Genomic DNA, 18,065 nt, shown 5'->3' on the forward strand with positions numbered 1-18,065 from the left:
CAAATCATTATTCCGTAGTGTCAGAGGCGCGGATGTGTTCCGTCGTTTTCGTGACCGCAATAGGTTGCGCGCATCGCCCGCATTCTTCGCACGATTTTCAAATGGCCTTTCCACGCCAAGGGGGAGGAGGATGGTGCCCCATCCGGGCGCCAATGGCTTCGCCTGACTTGCCCGCCGTGGTCGGAAAAATCCCCAGCGGAAACCGCCGGCAAGGTTGCGGTGATCCTGACCGCGATGGACCCCAACCAGATGCCGGCGGCCTTGCTGCGCGCCGGCCGCGTCGAATTGTGGCTGGAGACTAAATTGCCCGATGCCCGGGCCCGTCAGGAAATCCTCGACAGCAATCTCATTTGCGCGAGCAGTCCATTCCATGGAGTGTGTGACGAAGTGAAGCGCATCCGTTTGCATAGCAAACGGATGATAGCAGCGTGAACATTTTCGACGAGAACCCCCAGCGGATATTTTCGGCTCAGATAGGCGAGGTTCAGCGTCGCGAAGCCTTCCTTCTTCAGCGCTCGTTTCATTGGCCCGAACGAGCGTGGCGTTTTTGCCAGGCCATGGAAAAGAACTGCGCCTGAGGAAGGCGTATCAGTCATGCTACTTCGCGCCCGGCTATCCGTACCGTCTCCTTTCCGATCGCTGTCGCCGCCACGTAGTCGGTCTTGCCAGAGCCAAGCAGTGGGATCTTGTCCACTACGCAGATGTCGGCGGGCACGGCCAATTCCGATATCCCAGATGCCTTGGCGTGGCGCTGCATCGCGGCACGGTTGGCATCCTTCTGGGTCGTGAGCATTACAATCCGCTCGCCCTTGCGCTGGTCAGGAATCGAAACCGCGACCGAAATTGCTTGCGGCCAGAGGACCGTCGCCATCGCTTCGATGACTGACAGCGAAACCATTTCGCCGGCGATTTTGGCAAAGCGCTTGGCGCGACCCTTGATCGTGATAAAGCCGGCAGTGTCAATGCCGACGATGTCGCCGGTATCGTGCCATCCGTCCGGCAGGGGCTCCAGCACGCCCGGGTTCTCCGCACGCAGATAGCCGAGCATGACGTTCGGGCCGCGAACCGCAAGGCGTCCGCCTTCCTCGATGCCAGGGACAGGATCGAGGCGCGCCTCCATCAGCGGCGACAACCGGCCGACCGTGCCCGGGCGATTTGCCATTGGCGTATTCATGGCGAGCACGGGCGCGGTTTCGGTGACGCCGTACCCTTCCAGGATACGCAAACCGTAGCGCTCCATGTAGATCTGGCGGGTCCGGTCCTTGACGGCCTCCGCGCCCGCGAGCACCAACCGCAGCGAGCGGAAATCGTAAGCGTGAGCCGAACGTGCGTAGCCGGCGAGGAAGGTGTCGGTTCCGAACAGGATGCTGGCGCCGGTTTGGTAGATCAACTCGGGCACGATCCGGTAGTGCAGGGGCGATGGATACATGAAAATTGGGATGCCCGTAAGCAGGGGCATCATCATGCCGCCGGTCAACCCGAAGGAATGGAACACCGGCAGGACGTTGAAGACCTTGTCATTGGCGTTGGCATCGACGCGCGCCATTGCCTGTGATGCGTTGGCGAGAATATTGCGATGGGACAGCACCACACCTTTGGGCGTCCCCTCCGAGCCGGACGTGAACAGCACGACCGCTGGGTCATCGGCCTTGCGCGCAACTCGCGGTGCGGACCCGGCCAACAGGCCAGCCAGCCTGTCGCCAAAGCCAATTCCGGCTCGGGTGTCTTCGAGGTAGAGCACGCGGGCTTCGCCTGCGACCGCCGCCACGAGCTTGTCGAGCTTGGCTTTCTCAACGAACGCTTTCGACGTAAGGACAGTGCGAACCTGCGCCGCCTTCATCGCCGCTTGCAGGTTCGAGATGCCGGCCGAAAAGTTCAGCATCGCCGGCACGCGGCCGATGGTCTGAAGCGCCATGAATACGACCGCCACGCCGGCCGAGTTCGGCAACAGCACGCCGACGTTCTCGCCGATGGATGTGCCTTGTTCAAGCTTGCGGCTCAATACCTGCGCGCCAAGGATCAACTTGCGGTAGGTCAAGGACGTGCCAAGCGCGTCTTCAATAATCGGCTTGCCGGTATCGCGATCGCGATGCGCGTGTGCCAGTCCATCGAACAGCGTTTGGTCCAGCATTGCGTTCTTCACCATGGCGTCGATCATGACGTCCTGCAAAGCGCTACCGGCGGCATTGCGCCGCGCCTTGCCCTTCAAGAGGGGGGCAATCGCCAGCTTCACCGGTGGTAAGATTGAGATCGTGACTTTCGGAAAAAGACTGCGCTTGATCTCACCGTTCTTCAGGTAGCTCAGATATGAGCGCTGGGCGCCTTCGATCCGCACCGGCACCACGACCGCATCCGCCTTGTCTGCGATCATTGCGGTACCGTCGTAAACCTTCATTAAAGAGCCAGAGACCGTGATGCGGCCCTCCGGGAAGATGACGACCGGCTCGCCGGACGCGACGAGCCTGATCAGGTCGCGTGCTGCAAGCGGCCTGGACGGATCCATGGTGTAGTGTCTGATCTGTCGAAGGAACGGCTTGGCCCACCATGCCTTTGCGATTCCGGTGTCGACCGCAAAGCTGGCGTCAATCGGTAATGTCGCATGTACCAGCGGGCCGTCGACCAAGCTGACGTGGTTGGGAGTAATCAGCATGCGGGTGCCAGGTCCGGGGAGATTTTCCAATCCCCGAATTTCGACTCGAAAGAGCGCCCGAAACAACAGAGCACCGAAATCGCGGACGCCTTCCTTGCCCCATTTACTGAGAACAAAGAAGATCGAACCGAAGGACGCGAGCGCGAGGCCAAAGAAGATCCATGCGATCGAAAGCCCGGCAGCTTGAACCAGCGCGACGAACAGCGAGCCCGCTACCATGAAGCCTGCCTGGAGGATATTGCCGGCCGCGATCACGCGAGCGCGCTCGGCCGGTATAGACCACGCCTGTACAGCGGCAAAGGATGGGACAACGAACAGGCCTCCACCGAAGGCGAAGATCGCGAAGTCGGCAACGATCCACAAGCCATCAAACGACGTAAGAAAGGCTATCGGCGTGACACCAGAGGCTGGCGTGGCGTGGCCCACCACCCATGCGATGTCGAGGCCGGAAACGCCCATCACGATCGCGCCGATCGGAACCAGCGCGAGGTTTGGCCTCACATGCGAAAGCTGGGCGGCAAACAGCGAGCCCGCGGCAATGCCGATGGCGAAGATCGCAAGGCACATTGTCACGACAGTCTCGGTGCCGCCGATGATATCCTTTATCAACGTGGGCAGCAGCGACAGCACGACGGCGCCGGCCAGCCAGAACCACGACACGATGAGCATGCCATCCCAGAGCCGCCGCTCGGCATAAAGTGATTTGAGCAGACGAAGGGTCGAGGTCCAGGGGTTGGCTGTTATGGCCAGCTCAGGCGCCGATGGCGTCGTGATCGGTATGCGGGAAGCGAACGCCCATGACAGAAACGCAAGCAGCACGATTGCGGAGGCGACCCAGCCCATATGGGTCGAACTGGAGACCAGTAAGCCGCCAGCGATGGTGCCGATCAGGATCGCGAGAAAAGTCGCGCCCTCCACCAGCGCATTGCCCGTCGCAAGTTCCCCGACCGACAACTGATCAGGCAGAATGGCGTATTTTACCGGGCCGAAAAGCGCGGCAACGGTCCCGAACATAAAGAGCGCCAAGAATAAAAACGGGATCGAGTGCAGGAAGAATCCAACAGCAGCAAAGGCGGCGGCGAAAATTTCAACGAACTTCAACCGTTGCGCCACGACGGACTTGACGTATTTGTCTGCGAGTTCGCCGCCAAGGCCCGAGAGTACGAAGAAGGGAAAAATAAAAACCGCGCCGGCGATCGTTACCAGAGTGCCGCCCTGCGTCGTCGCAGCCCCATACAGCAGGATGATGACAAGGCCGTTCTTCAAAACGTTATCATTTAGGGCGGCGCAGAATTGAGCCCAAAACAATGGCGCAAAACGGCGTGATGACATCAATTCCCGGATCATGGGCTTCCTATGATAGTTTTGAATTGCAAAGTTTGGGCAAGTTTGATGCGGGTGTGCCGCGGTTCGGATACTTTGGTGTCAAGTCCGCTCGGCGCTCAACAACTTTTCCGTCCGTGCTTCCTCAATCCTGTTGATCATGCGGCTGCTCTCGTGAAGGTCACGAACGGTCTTGGCGAGCGTTAAACAGGATTGAATCAACATCCCCATTCCCATTGCGAAATAGGCGCGTGTCCACCAATCCAGCGGAAGCGCGAAAATGCCCCCGCCCACCATCAGGACAGATGCTGCGAAGCAGATGTAGGAAAAGTTGACCCATGCGCTGGTAGGACGGTCGGAATGCGTCATATGCTGTGACATGGTAGTTCCTTCGTTAAGGCTTCAGGTTGGATTCAATCAAAGCCGCGACCGGCTGCTCGGCAGCCTTGCGAAGTCGCGCCAGAACATCGGATGCGCGAATATGGGTTGGCCGACCAAATCCGGCTTCCGACATCCGTTCGATCAGATGCTCGGCCGGTTGGGACATTTCGTGCCTTATGGCGCGAGCGTTTTGATTGTTTGCCCTGACTGCCTCCAACGCGATTTCCGCTTCACTGAAGCTGTCAAGATCCGCCTCCGAACCGTGGATGGTGCCGGTCAGGGCGCTATCGATGCGGGCCATTCTGCGGCCGCGATCGAGATCCGATAAACGTCGGCGTTGAGCATCGACCTCGCGGCGGGCGAGGGCAACTTCAGCAGCGAAATGCTTTGAAGCCTGCTCCGTAGCACGGATATCGCTGGATATTGCTGCGATTGCTTCAGCAGCTTGCGTTGCCAGATCGTCGCGGCCGGCCCGGAGCGCTTCGACGGCACGCCGTTCCAGGTCCTGTGTCTTGATCGTGAGAACGCGGCGACGATCGGCTTCCCGGGCTTCCTCGGCGATCGCGATCGCAAGCGCACGGCGAGCCGCAATGTGGGACTGATGAGCCGCCGCCAGTGAACGATTCAGACTTGTTATCGGGGATAACGTTTGCCGATACAGGTCACTCAATATGTCGAACAGTCGGAAGAGGGATTGGCGCATCGATCGGCCTCAGGTCAGGTGTTTCAGGTAGCCGAAAGGAAACGAGCAACGTCGTCTTTCTGCTTGCTGCCGCTTGCGGTGGACCAGCACCCCCGCAACGTCGCTGGCCTGGGCCAGCCGTTCGATCGGAGACAGGAGGAGTTTCATGACGAGTTTGAGGGCAATCCTGCCGACGCCGGTCGCGAGGGCATGGGCATCGCCGGCAGCGGTAAGAGCTACGTTTCCAAGAAAGAGCGTTTGCATATTCCGTGGCCTCCTGCTATTTTGAACATTGTTCAAAATCGGTACGGCAAAAATGAACATTGTTCAAGAAGAATCTTTGCGCGATCAGAAAAAAAGTCGCAGGCGGGCGTTGATACTCGATAGCGCTCGACGCCTGATCGCAGCTAAGGGGCTGATTTCATTGAAAGTTCGAGACATTGCCGAAGCCGCAGAATGCTCGATTGGGAGCGTTTACAATGAGTTCGGTGACTTTGACGGCCTGATCCTGACCGTGAACCGCGAAACGGTTCAATTACTCACATCGAAACTACGCACCATTCCCAGCGACGACCCGCGCGTTCAGCTCCATGGTTTGGCGACCGGGTATCTCGAGTTCGCCGCGGAGCACACAAATCTGCTCCGATCACTGTTCGAGCATCGGATGGAGAACAACCGTCCATTTCCCAAAGATATCCTCGATATGGTCATGGAGGCATTTTCGCTGATGTATTCGCCGCTCTCGCGGCTTTTACCGAAGCGCGATCCCGATGAGCTGTTGTTGATCGCGCGAACCATGTTTTCAGCCGCGCACGGGATCATTACGCTCGGGCTTGAAGATCGCATGGTCGCCGTACCATCGCCAAATCTCAGGCAGCAACTTGCGCAATTCGTCGATGCCCAGCTCGAAGGACTGGGCGCGCGCGCCTGACAGGCGGCGGCCCTTTGCACTTCGATCAGTGAAGTCTTGGAAAGGTCGCGAAGATCAGGAGTTACATAGCGGTTGGCGTCTGTGGACTGGTCCATTGAAAACGCGGACATGTTCGGGAAGCTGACGTTTGCGGAAACGATCAGCCGAACAGAGCAAATGGACTCCCGGCAGAACCGAGGCGTGACATGGAATTGACTATGTCGGTTCCCGCCGAATACGCATCCACTTCGCCGACCTCGATACGGCAAGCCTCAAGCCGGGCGGCGCGATCATCTTCACGCTTTATTGGCCTGTCGAAGATCAATGGGAAGGCGTCGATTATGATCTCGTTGTCAAGTGATCGCACCACCCAAAGACGGCAGCGGCCATGGGCGCCTGCCACTGGCAAGGGTTGCTACGAACAGGGCGCCAAGATCACAATTGCGCGCATGAGCTTTTCCTTTTTCATCTCGCGAATTTCCGTTCCAATTCCGAGACCTCGGATGACCGGCTGGGAGCCGATAGCGGCGCCGAAAATATCAGCGGGGCTATCCAGGTGGCGGCAGCGGCCAATGCCACTGCCAAAAAACCGACGCCAAGGAGATACTGGTCTTGCGCCAGATAGGCGTTGCACAGCCGCATCGGCGCATGTGTGTAGAGAAAGGCCATCACGGCGAGCATCGACAGCGTCTGCGCCTTGATCATAGCGTGGGTGAGCGGATGCGCGCTCGTCCAGCCGGCCGCCAGCGGGAGCCCAACCATAAGCGGCAGGGAGACGAATTTTGCGGTCTCCCAGCGCATATCGGCTACGGCCGCATCGATGTTTCGCGGCAGCATCCAGAAGGCGACGCCGAAACCCGCCGCCAGCAGGCAGGCCCAGCCGCCCCGATTCCACTCGCCGCGCCCGAAACGCAGATACGGGGCAATGAGCGCGCCGGCCAGCGCAAGGGCCGGAAGCTGCACGAGTACGTGGGTTATGGGGCTCGCCTCCAGCGGACCGCGCAACAATGCGGCAGTGGCGAACAGTCCAGCCGCGGTAGCGAGATGGCCTTTCATCGAAGCGCCTTTTCGATCGCATTCTCTGCCCCGTCGACATCATTCATATCGAGGATCGCCAGCAATCGCCCGTCAGGCGAGACGACGTGCAGCGCCGCATTGTGCGTGAAGCCCCCTGCGCGGTCAGGTATCACCGTTATTCCGTAGGCATTGAGCAGTGCGCCAAGGTCGCCTTCTGCGGGACGCGCCACCGTCCACAGCCTGCCGTCGGCGCCATGCCAGTGACCGTATTCGGCCATCCGTTCGGGCGTGTCGCGCGCGGGATCGAAAGAAAGCGAAACGAGCCAAGCCCGCGCGGCCAGAGGCCCGCTCGCCAATCGGTCGCGCAATTGCGCCAGTTCCGCGCCGGCCGACTGGCAGATACTCGGACAGTTTGTGTAGATGAACTCGACCACCATCGCCCGTCCGTCGCCCGGTGGCAGCGTGAGGCGTTTGCCCGCCATGGTCTCGACCGTGACGATGGGCACGGCCGGCATGTCGCGCAGAACCTCAACACGTCGCGCGCGCTCGGCCGTCAACGCCGCGAACCCGTCCGTCGCTTGCCACAGCACGGCCCCGCCAGCGGCGATGACGGCCAGGCTGGCGAGCAACGGGCGCATCTCAACTCCGGCCGATCCGCGTCAGGTAGCGCAGCACGAAGAGTGCGGCCGCCAGCACGATCAACACTGCGAAGGCGGACGCGATCTGTGCCTGGAGATGCCACTCCGGAAGGTGCACCGCCCACCGGCGCGGGATCGACATGGCGCCCGAGATCAGGAACATCAACACGAATCCGGATCCGCCCACGACGTAGACCCAAAACGCCGTCCCCGGCAGGCCGGAGAGCCTCTCATCCCCGCGACGGACCAGCCAGGTCATGAAACCGAACGCCATCGCCACTTCGCCAAGGATGAGATAGGTGTGGAAATGGCCCGGCACCCACAGGGTATTGTGCATGACCTTGTTGACCACGATCATCCCGTCGAGGACGGCCGGCACCGAACCCGCCGTCCAGCCCGCCACGCCCAGCACCAGCAGGGCGGATGTGAGATCCCAGCGCATCGACACGGCGCCGCGCAGATAGATCAGGAGCGAGAACGCGGTGACCGCGATCAGCGGGATGGCTGAGAAGTAGGAGACGATCTGACCCGTCGCGACCGCCCATCCCGGCATTGCCCAGTCCTGCATAAGGTGATGCGGGTAGACTGCCAGAACGAACAAGAGCACCACCGTCCAGGCAATGGCGAAGACCCGAGTCGTCTTCCACGGCTTGCCGGTGTATTCGGGCACGATTTCATAGACGGCGATCACCGCCATATAAATCGAGGCGTTAATGAATACATGGCCGAAGAAGAAGATCATGTTCTTGGCCAGAAGGGCGTCGACGGTGAATTCGGGAAAGGCGAGGTTGACGATGCTGACGACCAGCACGGCCGCGCCCACCACGATGCCGAGCGAGTTGAAGATCGTTGATGCCATGGCAGCGACCACTGTCGCCGGCGGTGCATCCTCCGGGCGGCCGCTGCCGAAGGCCAACGGCCAGGCGAGCGCTCCGCCGATGCCGCCATATTTGGCGATCAGCTTGCGCCCCACTTCGAGGTGGAGCAGAAGGAAGCCTACCCCGATCGAGGTATAGCCGAGCAGGAATACGATCGCGGCACCGGGTTGCCATAGGCCGCCCGACAAAGCCGGCAACGGAAACAGGAAGGTCCAGGCCCCGGCATAGCCGCCGATGAAGATCGCTCCGAGAATGAGGACAACGCCCAGCAGGAAGAAGCCCAGAAAAGCCCAGAACACGCCGGCCGCGAGAGATACGTACCGCTCGGTGAAGAACCAGAGGATGGTTGCCCCGGTGAGCCCCGCCGTTCCCACCATTCCCGCCCCGTGTGCGGTCATGATCTTGTAGAACAGGGCAGGGTCGATGGTGATCAGCCCGCCTTGGGCGGCACGCATGGTCAGGCCAAAAAGCATCATGAGCAGGATCACGACACCAGCCAGCAGCATAGAGAGCTTGACCGAGCCGAGTTGCGGGGCGATGACGACGGGGCCACTTTCTTCGGCGATGACAGACATGACGGGCTCCTATTCGGCCACGACAGTGAACTCGGCCGTCATTGTGTGGTGCGCGACGCCGCAATATTCCAGGCACACCACATGGTAGGTGCCAGGAGTATCGAAGACATACTCCACCTGGTTGACGTAGCCGGGCATGGCCTGGACCTGGAACAGCAACTTCCCGGAAGCATCCATCACACCGAAGCCATGGTTGACGTCGGCGGTACGAACTTTGAATGCTACCGGCTTGCCCAGTGGCACCTTGTCAGTGTCGAGTTCCCAATGCCATTGCGCGGCGGAGGCGTTGACGACAGTTGCCGTCTTGGCCACTGCGAGCGGCCAGGGCCTTAGCGAAATCACTGTCACGACAACGCCGATGACCGTAAGGCTCACGATGATCCAGTTGCGCCGTGATTCGATGTTCGTGGGAACCTTTCCGCTCCCCGCAGCGCGCGCCGCTGCAATAAAGGCCCAAACAATAATGGCCATCAGCACCAGGCTCAGTGCCAGAACCGTCAGTTGCATTGATCTTTCCCCCGTGTCTGTTCACTAGGAAGCTGGAATGCCTGACTGACTCTTTTTGTCCTTACTTCTCTTCTTGTCCTTGCTTAATCGTCCGTCTTATTAGGTATCATAAATACCTATTAAGACATCACGGACTTGTATTGTCAACGCCAATAGGTGAAATCGCGATCATGCAGTTGTCCGTCTTTTCCGATTACGCGCTCCGCGTCCTGATGTATCTCGCTGTCGCCGGCAACCGGCAGGTGACTGTGCGTGAGGTCGCGGAGCGTTATCGTCTGTCGCGCGATCATGTCGCCAAGGTCGCTCAATTCCTGGCTCGCGAGGGCTTCGTGACGACCGCTCGGGGTCGTTCCGGCGGAATGCGGCTGGCGCGTACACCTGTCGAAATATCCATCGGCGATGTGCTGCGTCGCTCGGAAGCGGGGTCGGGGCCGGTCGAGTGTCTGTGCGATGGGCGCGTGACCTGCGCTATCGTATCGGCCTGCGGACTGGCGCCCCTGATGGCCGAGGCGAGCGATGCCTTCTTCGCCAGCCTTGATGCCCGTAGCCTCGCCGATGCGCTGCCGCGCGCAGGCGCGGTGCGCCGGCTGCTCGGCCTGGCCGCGTGACCACGCGCCCCAGTTCGCATAATTCGCAAGATCAGCGCTGACGTCCACACGCCGCCTGCCGGTTGCCATCGCGGTATCCGGAAATGTGGCACGACTATTGCTGAATACTTAGCAACCGCAACGTTGCGCAACGTCGCGATCCCCGCTGTTGGCGGGTGACAAGACGATAGAGGAGATCGTCATCAACAGCCGCGAATGGTACGCGCAAAACGGCATTACCCTGATCACCGGCGATGCCGTCACGCGCATTGATCGCGGCGACCGCATGGTGCATTCCCGCGTCTTGAAGCCACCGCCTTCAGGCGGTGAAGTGTTCACTCTGACTGTCCCGTCATTGACATCGCGCGGACTTCGGTTACGCCATTCCCCAGATAAAGAGAGGTCCAGGTGTTCAACGGCAAATCCGTGTTTATTTCCGGCGGTACGGGCTCTTTCGGACGCAAATTTGCGAATATACTGCTCGAACGCTACGACTTGGCGCGCCTCGTTTTCTATTCACGCGATGAGCTCAAGCAATTCGAGATGCAGCAGGAAATAAACGCGCCCTGCATTCGCTGGCTGATCGGCGACGTACGTGATGGCGCGCGTCTGATCGAAGCGACGCGTGGGATTGACTATCTCGTTCATGCTGCCGCCATGAAGCAGGTGATAGCATCTGAATATAATCCAATGGAATGTATCCGCACCAACATTCATGGCGCGGAGAACATTGTGGCAGCTGCGCTTGCCAACAACATTGAGCAGGTGGTCGCGCTCTCAAGCGATAAGGCGGCTAATCCGATCAACCTGTATGGCGCCACCAAGCTTGCATCGGATAAACTGTTCATTGCTGCCAACAATATGGCAGGCAAACGACGTACCGCCTTCTCGGTCGTGCGCTATGGCAACGTTGCCGGCTCGCGCGGATCGGTCGTCCCATTTTTCGAAAAACTGATAGCGCAGGGCGCGACGTCATTGCCGATTACCGACACCGCCATGACTCGTTTCTGGATCTCGTTGCAGGAAAGCGTCGACTTCGTTCTGAAGTGCTTCCAGCGTATGCAGGGCGGCGAAATCTTTGTACCGAAGTTGCCGTCGATCCGGATAGTCGACCTTGCAACGGCGATGGCGCCGCACCTGCCACAGAACGTGATTGGTATCCGACCGGGCGAAAAGCTGCACGAGATACTGTGCCCTGCGGATAATAGCCATTTGACGCTGGAGTTCAGTGAACATTATGTCATGCGGCCGTCGATCAGGTTCCACGATCGCGGTTATGATTATTTGAAGAACCGTCTCGGTGAGACAGGTGCTCCTGTAGCGCGAGGTTTCGAGTACAACTCCGGTACAAACCCCGTCCGTTACTCTGTGGAACAAATCCGGAAATTTTATGAACGGGCCAAGACATGATTCCCTATGGCCGTCAGGACATCTCCAGCGCCGATGTCGAGGCGGTCGTCGAAGTCCTTCGGTCTGACTTCCTAACCCAAGGGCCGATGGTCCCCAGGTTTGAGGCGACGTTGGCGCGTGCAGTCGACGCGCCTGAAGCGGTCGCTTTTTCCTCAGCAACTGCGGCGCTGCACATCGCTTGTCTTGCGCTCGGGCTCGGCCCATCGGATCGTCTCTGGACGGTGCCGAACACCTTTGTAGCCTCCGCCAACTGTGGTCTCTACTGCGGAGCGATCGTCGATTTCGTCGATATCAATGCCAGGACCCGAAACATGGATGTCGAAGCACTGGCCACCAAGCTCGAAGCGGCCGAGCGCGACGGCGCCCTGCCGAAGGTTGTCGTTCCAGTGGACTTCGCCGGTACTTCCGCAGATATTGCCTCTATCCGCCAGCTCTCGGATCGATACGGCTTCCGCATCCTTGAAGACGCGAGCCATGCCGTTGGCGGATACTACCAGAACAGGCCCGTTGGTTCGGGCGAGCTCGCTGACGTTACCGTTTTTTCGTTCCATCCCGTCAAGATCGTGACGACAGGAGAGGGCGGTGCGGCGACCACGCGTTCCGCCGAAATCGCCCATCGCATGCGCCTGCTGCGCAACCATGGCATTTCGCGCGATCCCACTGACATGACCGCCGTTCCCGAAGGCCCCTGGTACTACGAGCAGGTGATGCTCGGCTTCAACTACCGTATGACCGACATTCAGGCGGCGCTCGGCGTGAGCCAATTTGATCGCCTCGCCGAATTTGTCGCCCGGCGGCAGACGATCGCGGCGCGTTATCACGAAGGGCTTGCCGGTCTTCCCGTGATTCGACAGTTCGTGCCGGAGGGCACTTTCTCGGCGTTGCATCTGTATGTCATTGAACTGGATGAAACCGTGCGACGCACTCGCGGCGAGGTTTTCGCGGCGATGCGCTCTTCAGGTATCGGCGTCAACGTCCATTACATCCCGGTCCATCTGCAACCATGGTACCGGGCCCTGGGTTTCTCCCGTGGCGACTTTCCGGTTGCCGAAAAATATTACGACTTCGCACTAACGTTGCCTATTCATCCAAACCTGAGCGCCGAACAGCAGGATTACGTTATGGAACGGTTGTCCCACGCGCTCGAAACTTGAGGATCTGAATTGTCGTTTCGAAATCGCGACTGGCGGTCCAAAGTTCGGCCTCAGAGCAAGGCCGGGCCGACTGGACCTCAGATAGAGATCTGCCTATAGAACGTGATCTTTTCAGGTTGGTTTGCGCGATCAAAAATTTGAAAAACAGATCGCAGGGATCGTCATGACGCCATGAACATTAGCGAGTTTCTGGAAGAAAACCGGCGATTCTGGACATCCTCTACCCCGCCCAAGCCTACCCTACCCAAGTCTGACCCGCCCAAGTCCGACGGCATCTTGATACTTGACCTTTACCACAATGACGATGTGCACTTTCACCTGTTCGCAAATTGCGTCGTTGCTAAGTGTATACAGCACATATGGGGAGGTGAAATCGTCGGGATTTTCGCCGATGATTCTGGTGACGTTGGAAGGCGGGATGATCGAAGGACAGACGTTGAAGCGAACCTGGCGCTCGCTCGCTCGTTTGGTATCAATCGCTTCTACAATATTTCCGATTTTCGCAACCGCCTCCTGTTGGATCCTGTTTGGTCAGCCAATGCGGAGAGTGACCTTCGCAAGCGACTGCAAGGCAAGTCGGGATCCTCGCTCAGGCAAGCAATTCGCTCACTGTCAGAACCGCAATCCCCACGATGCGGCCTTCTGATTTACAATGAATTTCTGAGACGATTTGGCTTCGGCACCATCGACAATCTGAGCGACGAACTCATCGCAGTTGCAAAGCTCGTATTGGCCGACTACGAAGCCCTTCCCATGATGTTTGGAAAGTCCCCGGTTCGAGCGAGTGTATTGGGGCATATTTGCTATTCGGTGTCGGGACAACTGGCTGATTTTGCGGCCATGCACGGCGCGCCAACATTCCTGGTAGAACAGTACATCCCAGTTGCCGTTACGCGATATCGAGATCTGACCGACTTGTCGTGCGGTATTCCCGGCGACTGGAAGGAAATGGTGGAAAGGTACGCTTTCGATCAAGCTCTACTGGATGATCCCAGGCTTGACCTGTTCGGCGGCGCTGTTGAAGGCACGCTGGCGCGGACGATCGACCCGCTATTGAACCGTGATGTTGTCGATCGGCTACCGGCTTCTCGCGAGGCCTTCCTTGAGAACTGCGGTGTCAACCCCGAGAATCCTACGGTCTGCGTATTCGCGCATGTGTTTCAGGACGCTCCGCTGACGCGGCCAAGGCAACTCTCGGACGACTACTGGCAAGCTATTGTCGACGTCGTCGATCTTGCGCGGCAACTGACACATCTCAACTTGATTATTAAGCCGCATCCATTGAACGACAGCCATGATTGGAAGCGTTCGTGGGATACGTTGCGTAGATACTGCGCCGACATCGGAAATATCGGATTTGCAGATGGCGCCCTCAGCGCCGGCGAGGTCATGAAGCATTGCGATGCCGGTCTCACGGTTCGTGGAACGGTTCTCTACGAAATGGCCGCTGCTGGACATCGAATGATCGCGACGGGCGAAGACAAGTTTTCCGGCCTTGGTATTATCGAGGAAGCATCCAGCATGGAAGCTCTGAGGAGCATTCTGTCAGATGTGTCGCGAAAGGCTTGGTCGATGCCGGAGGATCAGCGTCGGCGCGCAGTGGCTTATTCCTACTGCATGCTCCAGGGATTTCGCAGCAAATCGATTTTAATTCCCGACAAGCGTTGGGCTCCTGAAGAATATTTTCGCAGCGCGACCCTGGCGTTGTCGAATTTCAGATTGGAAGAAGATCCCCTCTTCATAAATCTCAAGTCGTTTCTCCGAGATGACCTGCCAATGCTGGTTTCGAAAGAGGCATTCCCGTGACCAGTTCGAAGAGGTTTGCAGCCGGGATTAATCACTTCCAGACTCTGCTCAACCGGCGTTAGCGGCGGGATGGCGGGACCGTCACGCGATCACTGACCACGTTAGTGCTTCACCATAGGCGATGTCGCGCGCGGCGGTTCGACCGATGACGTCGGGCAGATACTTTGGCGGCAGGCCAAAGCCGGGCCGGATGACGCGGATATTCTCGCTCGTCAGAGGCTCCCCCGCTTTAATTGGCTTGACTGCGTAGATCGAACGTCGAAACCGCATGTTGGCCTTCTCGCTTCGGACGGGGCCATAGCCGACAGATCCGAGCGCCGACCATGCCGACTTGCAATCGTCGACCAGTCGCTTGAACTCATGCGGTTCGAGCGAAAACGCTGCGTCCGGACCACCGTCGGCGCGCGAGAGCGTAAAGTGCTTCTCGATTATGGAGCCGCCCAGCACGATCGAAGCGACGCAGGCGGCGGAGCCCGGCGCATGATCGGAAAGGCCGGACACGGCGTTGAAGGCCTGGCCGAGATGCGCCACCGTGCGCACATTCGCTTCCTCGATCGGGGCCGGGTAGGCGCTGGTACAGTGCAGCAGCGCGATGCCGCCGGCGCCGTTGCCGCGCGCTGTTTCGACCGCCTCCTGAATCTCGCCGAGAGTGGCCATCCCGGTCGAGATGATCATCGGTTTGCCCTGTTCGGCGACATACTTGATCAACGGCAGGTCAATCACCTCGAACGATGCGATCTTGTAGGCGGGCGCATCGAGCCCCGCGAGCAGGTCGACGGCGGTCTCGTCAAAGGGGCTGGAAAACATCGTGATCCCAAGCTCACGCGCCTTCGCGAACATTGGCCCATGCCATTCATAGGGCGTGTGAGCCTGCTGGTAGAGTTGGTGGAGCCTGTAGCCGTCCCACAGGCCGCCCTTGATCAAAAACTCCTCGCCATCGTGAGGAATGGTCATCGTATCGGCCGTATAGGTCTGGATCTTGATCGCGTCAGCACCGGTGGTGGCGGCGGCTTCGATCAGCTCCAGCGCCTTCGAAAGCTTGCCGGTATGGTTCGCCGACAGTTCGGCGATGACGTAAGGAGGATAGTCCGGGCCGATCTTGCGCCCCCCGATGATGAGTTCCGGGCTCTGCATCACAATTTACGCTCCTGGTTTATCTTGCGCGACGTCAAAGGCGCTGCCCAGAAAGTCGGAGCCGGGTTGCATGAGAGCATCCAGAAGGGCGGCGGAAACGGCGCCCAACGAGTCAGCCCGGTTGCGCCGGAACGCCCGCAACTGTGCGGGTGCAACGATTTCAAGTTCAGAATATTCGCGATTCCCCAGCGCCGCGAAGCGTCGCTGGATTTGCGCAGCCGAGGCGGCGGTCGCAAGCATGATTCCGACGTCGATGACGTGGCTTTGCGGATCCTCGACGAGTGCAACGACTCTGGAACGCGCCGACAGCTCGGAAGCTCCAATGCCGGTTTCTTCCTCAAGTTCGGTCAGAATGCATCGTTCGAGGCTCACCTGTCCGGCCGACCCGACTGCCGCGTCGTCAACGCCGCCTGACGGCACCAGCTCCCAGCACCCGGCGTCCATCTCGGAGCGGCGGCTGCGCCGGCCGAACAAGACGCCATCCGGACAAGACAGGATGCCCGTGACGGCGAGCGGCTTGATCTTCAGCGCGGCATGAAGGCTCGGCTCGCGCCGTTGTGCGAGGAAGTAGCGGTACTCCGACATCCAGCCGACGATCGTTCTGGCATCACAATAATCGACGCTGAACAATCGCCCGTTGTGGAGATCGTGGGAGCGCAGCTCTTTTTCGCGCTGCCAGATTTCGTCCACGCGCGCCTCGATGTCCGGGCCGATGGTTGGCGCTGTCGCTTCCAGCGTTACTCTCGGCTCCGACTGAAGCAGATGAACGCTCAGCATGCCGGTATTCTTCCAAGCAGATCGGTGAGACGTTCGATGAACACGACCTGACCGGGCCACCCGGCGCGATTGTTCGGGGGCGCCAATGCCCAGGTTTTGAGCCCCGCGGCAACTGCCGACATTGCGCCGATGCGGGAATCCTCGACGGCATGTGACAGGGCGGCCGAGCAATTCAGCCGCCTCAGCGCCTTGATGTAGGGTTCGGCAGCGGGCTTGCCTGCGTTCACCTCATCGCCGCCGACGACACCGTCGATCTCGTCGGCCAGCCCTCCGAATGCGAGCCATCTCTGCGCGGACGATCTTGGCGACGACGTAACTATGGCGATCTTCAACCCGCACGCGCGGGCGTGCGCCAGCAATTCATGTGCGCCGGCAGCGGGACGCGCGCTTTGCTGCGCCTGCGACACCATCGCCGAGTATTTTTGCAGGAGATCGGCCGGCGTTCCGGGCAGTTTGTGAGCCATCCTCAGCCGTTCGATAATCTCGCCAAGCGGCGGTCCGTTGAGCCGCTGAAACTCGACCTCGTCGCCGCTCGCGCCGAAGGAGGCGAGAAAGGAATGATAGACGTTTTTCAGCGCCGTCAGGCTGTCGGCGAGCGTGCCGTCAAGATCCAGAAAGAGGCCGCTGTGGAGCGGGCTGGCGTCAGTTTCCGGCATCAAGGTTTCCGACAGACAAACATCCGGCCTTGCCCAAAGGCGCCGAATGCGTTCGATGTCTCCGCCGATACCGCTATGTTGAGCAGGGTTGCCGCATGGACCAGCGGATGGTCGTAATCTACGGTGCCCCCATTGATGGCCGGGACCAGCACATAGAGCATCAGGTCGTGAAGCGAAATGAAATCCTCGATCTCGACCTCAAGGCCGAGCGTTTTGAGGTGCGGCAGGATGCGTGTTTCGTCGAAGAACAAGTTGAATGCGGCGGGCGTGCGCGCGGGCAGGTCCAGCAGGGTGCGGCAATGATTTTGCCGATCATAGGTCGCCATCGAATTCTCGATCATGATCAGATATCCGCCCTCCCGCACCCTTGCGGCAAGGTCGGTGATGGCACGCATCTGCAGTTCGACCGATTCGATGTTAATCAGGCAACGAACGGTAAAAACGAGATCGTATTGCGCCAGCAATCCCGAGGTCGCCGAAAGTTCGAGCGCATTGCCAATTCGGAAGCTGGATCGGTCCTGGAAGCCGTTGGCAACGGCGGCTTCACGCGCGGCGTCGATCATTTCAGCGGTATAGTCGATGCCGTCGAGTTGCATGCGCGGGAATTTTGCGGCAAGGCCAAAGCAGTTCAAGCCATTGCCGCAACCGACTTCGAGAACGTGTGCCGGCGCATCGCCGAGCCCGATCGCAGACATCCGGCGCGCCAATGCGTCGATCTCGAGCATTTTCGCGGTTCCGGTTCTGGTGGTGGCGCTGAGCGCGGTGCCGAATTTCGATGCCCAGTCCCGCCAATGAGCCCTGACCTGCTCGCGATCCATCATAGCCCTTCCATCTGCCCTTCCGCGGCTCGCCTGACATTGCCGGGGGTTTACTCTTCTGCGCACCCGTAGCCAATGAAAGGAGCGTTGGTCTTCCGCAGGTTCCTGCATGTACAATGATCCGCGGCTGGTTTTAGTTGTAATAATGACGTGAAACTTCAA

At 59.4% G+C, this 18,065-nt stretch carries 20 protein-coding genes; 5 read left to right on the forward strand and 15 right to left on the reverse strand.

Going from position 1 to position 18,065, the window contains the following annotated elements; translation table 11 throughout:
- The 6 genes from ACS3WA_RS09595 to ACS3WA_RS09620 form a co-directional block, all read right to left on the reverse strand.
- A partial coding sequence (locus ACS3WA_RS09595; protein ID WP_438278309.1) for a hypothetical protein occupies positions 1-372 on the reverse strand: 372 nt, incomplete at its 3' end.
- Positions 324-596 (reverse strand): hypothetical protein, encoded by a 273-nt coding sequence (locus ACS3WA_RS09600; RefSeq protein WP_438278310.1) that lies wholly within the window; start codon positions 594-596, stop codon positions 324-326. The genes ACS3WA_RS09595 and ACS3WA_RS09600, both read right to left, overlap by 49 nt.
- A complete protein-coding gene (locus ACS3WA_RS09605) occupies positions 593-3,997 on the reverse strand; it encodes an acyl-[ACP]--phospholipid O-acyltransferase (RefSeq protein WP_438278311.1) in 3,405 nt (1,134 codons plus the stop codon). The genes ACS3WA_RS09600 and ACS3WA_RS09605 overlap by 4 nt, the downstream gene beginning before the upstream one ends.
- Before the next feature lie 78 nt (positions 3,998-4,075).
- On the reverse strand, positions 4,076-4,354 hold the full coding sequence (locus tag ACS3WA_RS09610) for a YiaA/YiaB family inner membrane protein (protein WP_438278312.1): 279 nt from the start codon (positions 4,352-4,354) through the stop codon (positions 4,076-4,078).
- Positions 4,355-4,367: 13 nt separating this feature from the next.
- A complete protein-coding gene (locus ACS3WA_RS09615; protein WP_438278313.1) occupies positions 4,368-5,057 on the reverse strand; it encodes a hypothetical protein in 690 nt (229 codons plus the stop codon).
- Between the two features lie 9 nt (positions 5,058-5,066).
- Positions 5,067-5,300, reverse strand: a complete 234-nt coding sequence (locus tag ACS3WA_RS09620; protein ID WP_438278314.1) for a hypothetical protein — start codon at positions 5,298-5,300, stop codon at positions 5,067-5,069.
- A gap of 52 nt (positions 5,301-5,352) precedes the next feature.
- Between ACS3WA_RS09620 and ACS3WA_RS09625 the strand changes: the two genes are divergently transcribed.
- Complete coding sequence (locus ACS3WA_RS09625; RefSeq protein ID WP_438278514.1) at positions 5,353-5,967, forward strand: TetR/AcrR family transcriptional regulator; 615 nt, start codon at positions 5,353-5,355, stop codon at positions 5,965-5,967.
- A gap of 139 nt (positions 5,968-6,106) precedes the next feature.
- Here the strand turns inward: ACS3WA_RS09625 and ACS3WA_RS09630 are convergent, their stop codons facing one another.
- From ACS3WA_RS09630 to ACS3WA_RS09650, 5 genes are all read right to left on the reverse strand, one after another.
- The gene (locus tag ACS3WA_RS09630) at positions 6,107-6,349 is read right to left on the reverse strand and encodes a hypothetical protein (RefSeq protein ID WP_438278315.1); all 243 of its coding nucleotides are present in this window, start codon (positions 6,347-6,349) and stop codon (positions 6,107-6,109) included.
- 62 nt (positions 6,350-6,411) lie between these two features.
- Positions 6,412-7,002, reverse strand: a complete 591-nt coding sequence (locus tag ACS3WA_RS09635) for a hypothetical protein (RefSeq protein WP_438278316.1) — start codon at positions 7,000-7,002, stop codon at positions 6,412-6,414.
- Positions 6,999-7,601, reverse strand: coding sequence for an SCO family protein (locus tag ACS3WA_RS09640; RefSeq protein WP_438278317.1), 603 nt, complete (start codon positions 7,599-7,601; stop codon positions 6,999-7,001). The genes ACS3WA_RS09635 and ACS3WA_RS09640 overlap by 4 nt, the downstream gene beginning before the upstream one ends.
- Before the next feature lies 1 nt (position 7,602).
- Complete coding sequence (locus ACS3WA_RS09645) at positions 7,603-9,054, reverse strand: cbb3-type cytochrome c oxidase subunit I (RefSeq protein ID WP_438278318.1); 1,452 nt, start codon at positions 9,052-9,054, stop codon at positions 7,603-7,605.
- A 9-nt stretch (positions 9,055-9,063) separates the two neighbouring features.
- The gene (locus tag ACS3WA_RS09650; protein ID WP_438278319.1) at positions 9,064-9,561 is read right to left on the reverse strand and encodes a hypothetical protein; all 498 of its coding nucleotides are present in this window, start codon (positions 9,559-9,561) and stop codon (positions 9,064-9,066) included.
- Positions 9,562-9,731: 170 nt separating this feature from the next.
- Here ACS3WA_RS09650 and ACS3WA_RS09655 point away from each other — a divergent pair, with 170 nt between their 5' ends.
- From ACS3WA_RS09655 to ACS3WA_RS09670, 4 genes are all read left to right on the forward strand, one after another.
- Entirely contained in the window at positions 9,732-10,169 is a 438-nt protein-coding gene (locus ACS3WA_RS09655) for an RrF2 family transcriptional regulator (protein WP_438278320.1), read from the forward strand.
- Positions 10,170-10,556: 387 nt separating this feature from the next.
- Entirely contained in the window at positions 10,557-11,558 is a 1,002-nt protein-coding gene (gene pseB / locus ACS3WA_RS09660) for a UDP-N-acetylglucosamine 4,6-dehydratase (inverting) (RefSeq protein ID WP_438278321.1), read from the forward strand.
- Complete coding sequence (gene pseC, locus ACS3WA_RS09665; RefSeq protein WP_438278322.1) at positions 11,555-12,712, forward strand: UDP-4-amino-4,6-dideoxy-N-acetyl-beta-L-altrosamine transaminase; 1,158 nt, start codon at positions 11,555-11,557, stop codon at positions 12,710-12,712. The genes pseB and pseC overlap by 4 nt, the downstream gene beginning before the upstream one ends.
- Before the next feature lie 171 nt (positions 12,713-12,883).
- Complete coding sequence (locus tag ACS3WA_RS09670) at positions 12,884-14,518, forward strand: hypothetical protein (protein WP_438278323.1); 1,635 nt, start codon at positions 12,884-12,886, stop codon at positions 14,516-14,518.
- A gap of 81 nt (positions 14,519-14,599) precedes the next feature.
- On the opposite strand, the gene pseI is transcribed toward ACS3WA_RS09670, so the two are convergent.
- The 4 genes from pseI to ACS3WA_RS09690 are packed head-to-tail and all read right to left on the reverse strand — an operon-like array spanning position 14,600 to position 18,065.
- Positions 14,600-15,652, reverse strand: a complete 1,053-nt coding sequence (gene pseI / locus ACS3WA_RS09675) for a pseudaminic acid synthase (RefSeq protein WP_438278324.1) — start codon at positions 15,650-15,652, stop codon at positions 14,600-14,602.
- A 6-nt stretch (positions 15,653-15,658) separates the two neighbouring features.
- Positions 15,659-16,429: an NUDIX hydrolase gene (locus ACS3WA_RS09680; protein WP_438278325.1), complete on the reverse strand. Its 771-nt coding sequence runs from the start codon at positions 16,427-16,429 to the stop codon at positions 15,659-15,661.
- Positions 16,423-17,085 (reverse strand): HAD family hydrolase, encoded by a 663-nt coding sequence (locus tag ACS3WA_RS09685; RefSeq protein ID WP_438278326.1) that lies wholly within the window; start codon positions 17,083-17,085, stop codon positions 16,423-16,425. The genes ACS3WA_RS09680 and ACS3WA_RS09685 overlap by 7 nt, the downstream gene beginning before the upstream one ends.
- Complete coding sequence (locus tag ACS3WA_RS09690) at positions 17,085-18,065, reverse strand: class I SAM-dependent methyltransferase (protein WP_438278327.1); 981 nt, start codon at positions 18,063-18,065, stop codon at positions 17,085-17,087. The genes ACS3WA_RS09685 and ACS3WA_RS09690 overlap by 1 nt, the downstream gene beginning before the upstream one ends.

It is taken from the genome of Nitrobacter sp. (assembly GCF_051535235.1).
In the GTDB taxonomy this organism is placed as follows: Bacteria; Pseudomonadota; Alphaproteobacteria; order Rhizobiales; family Xanthobacteraceae; genus Nitrobacter.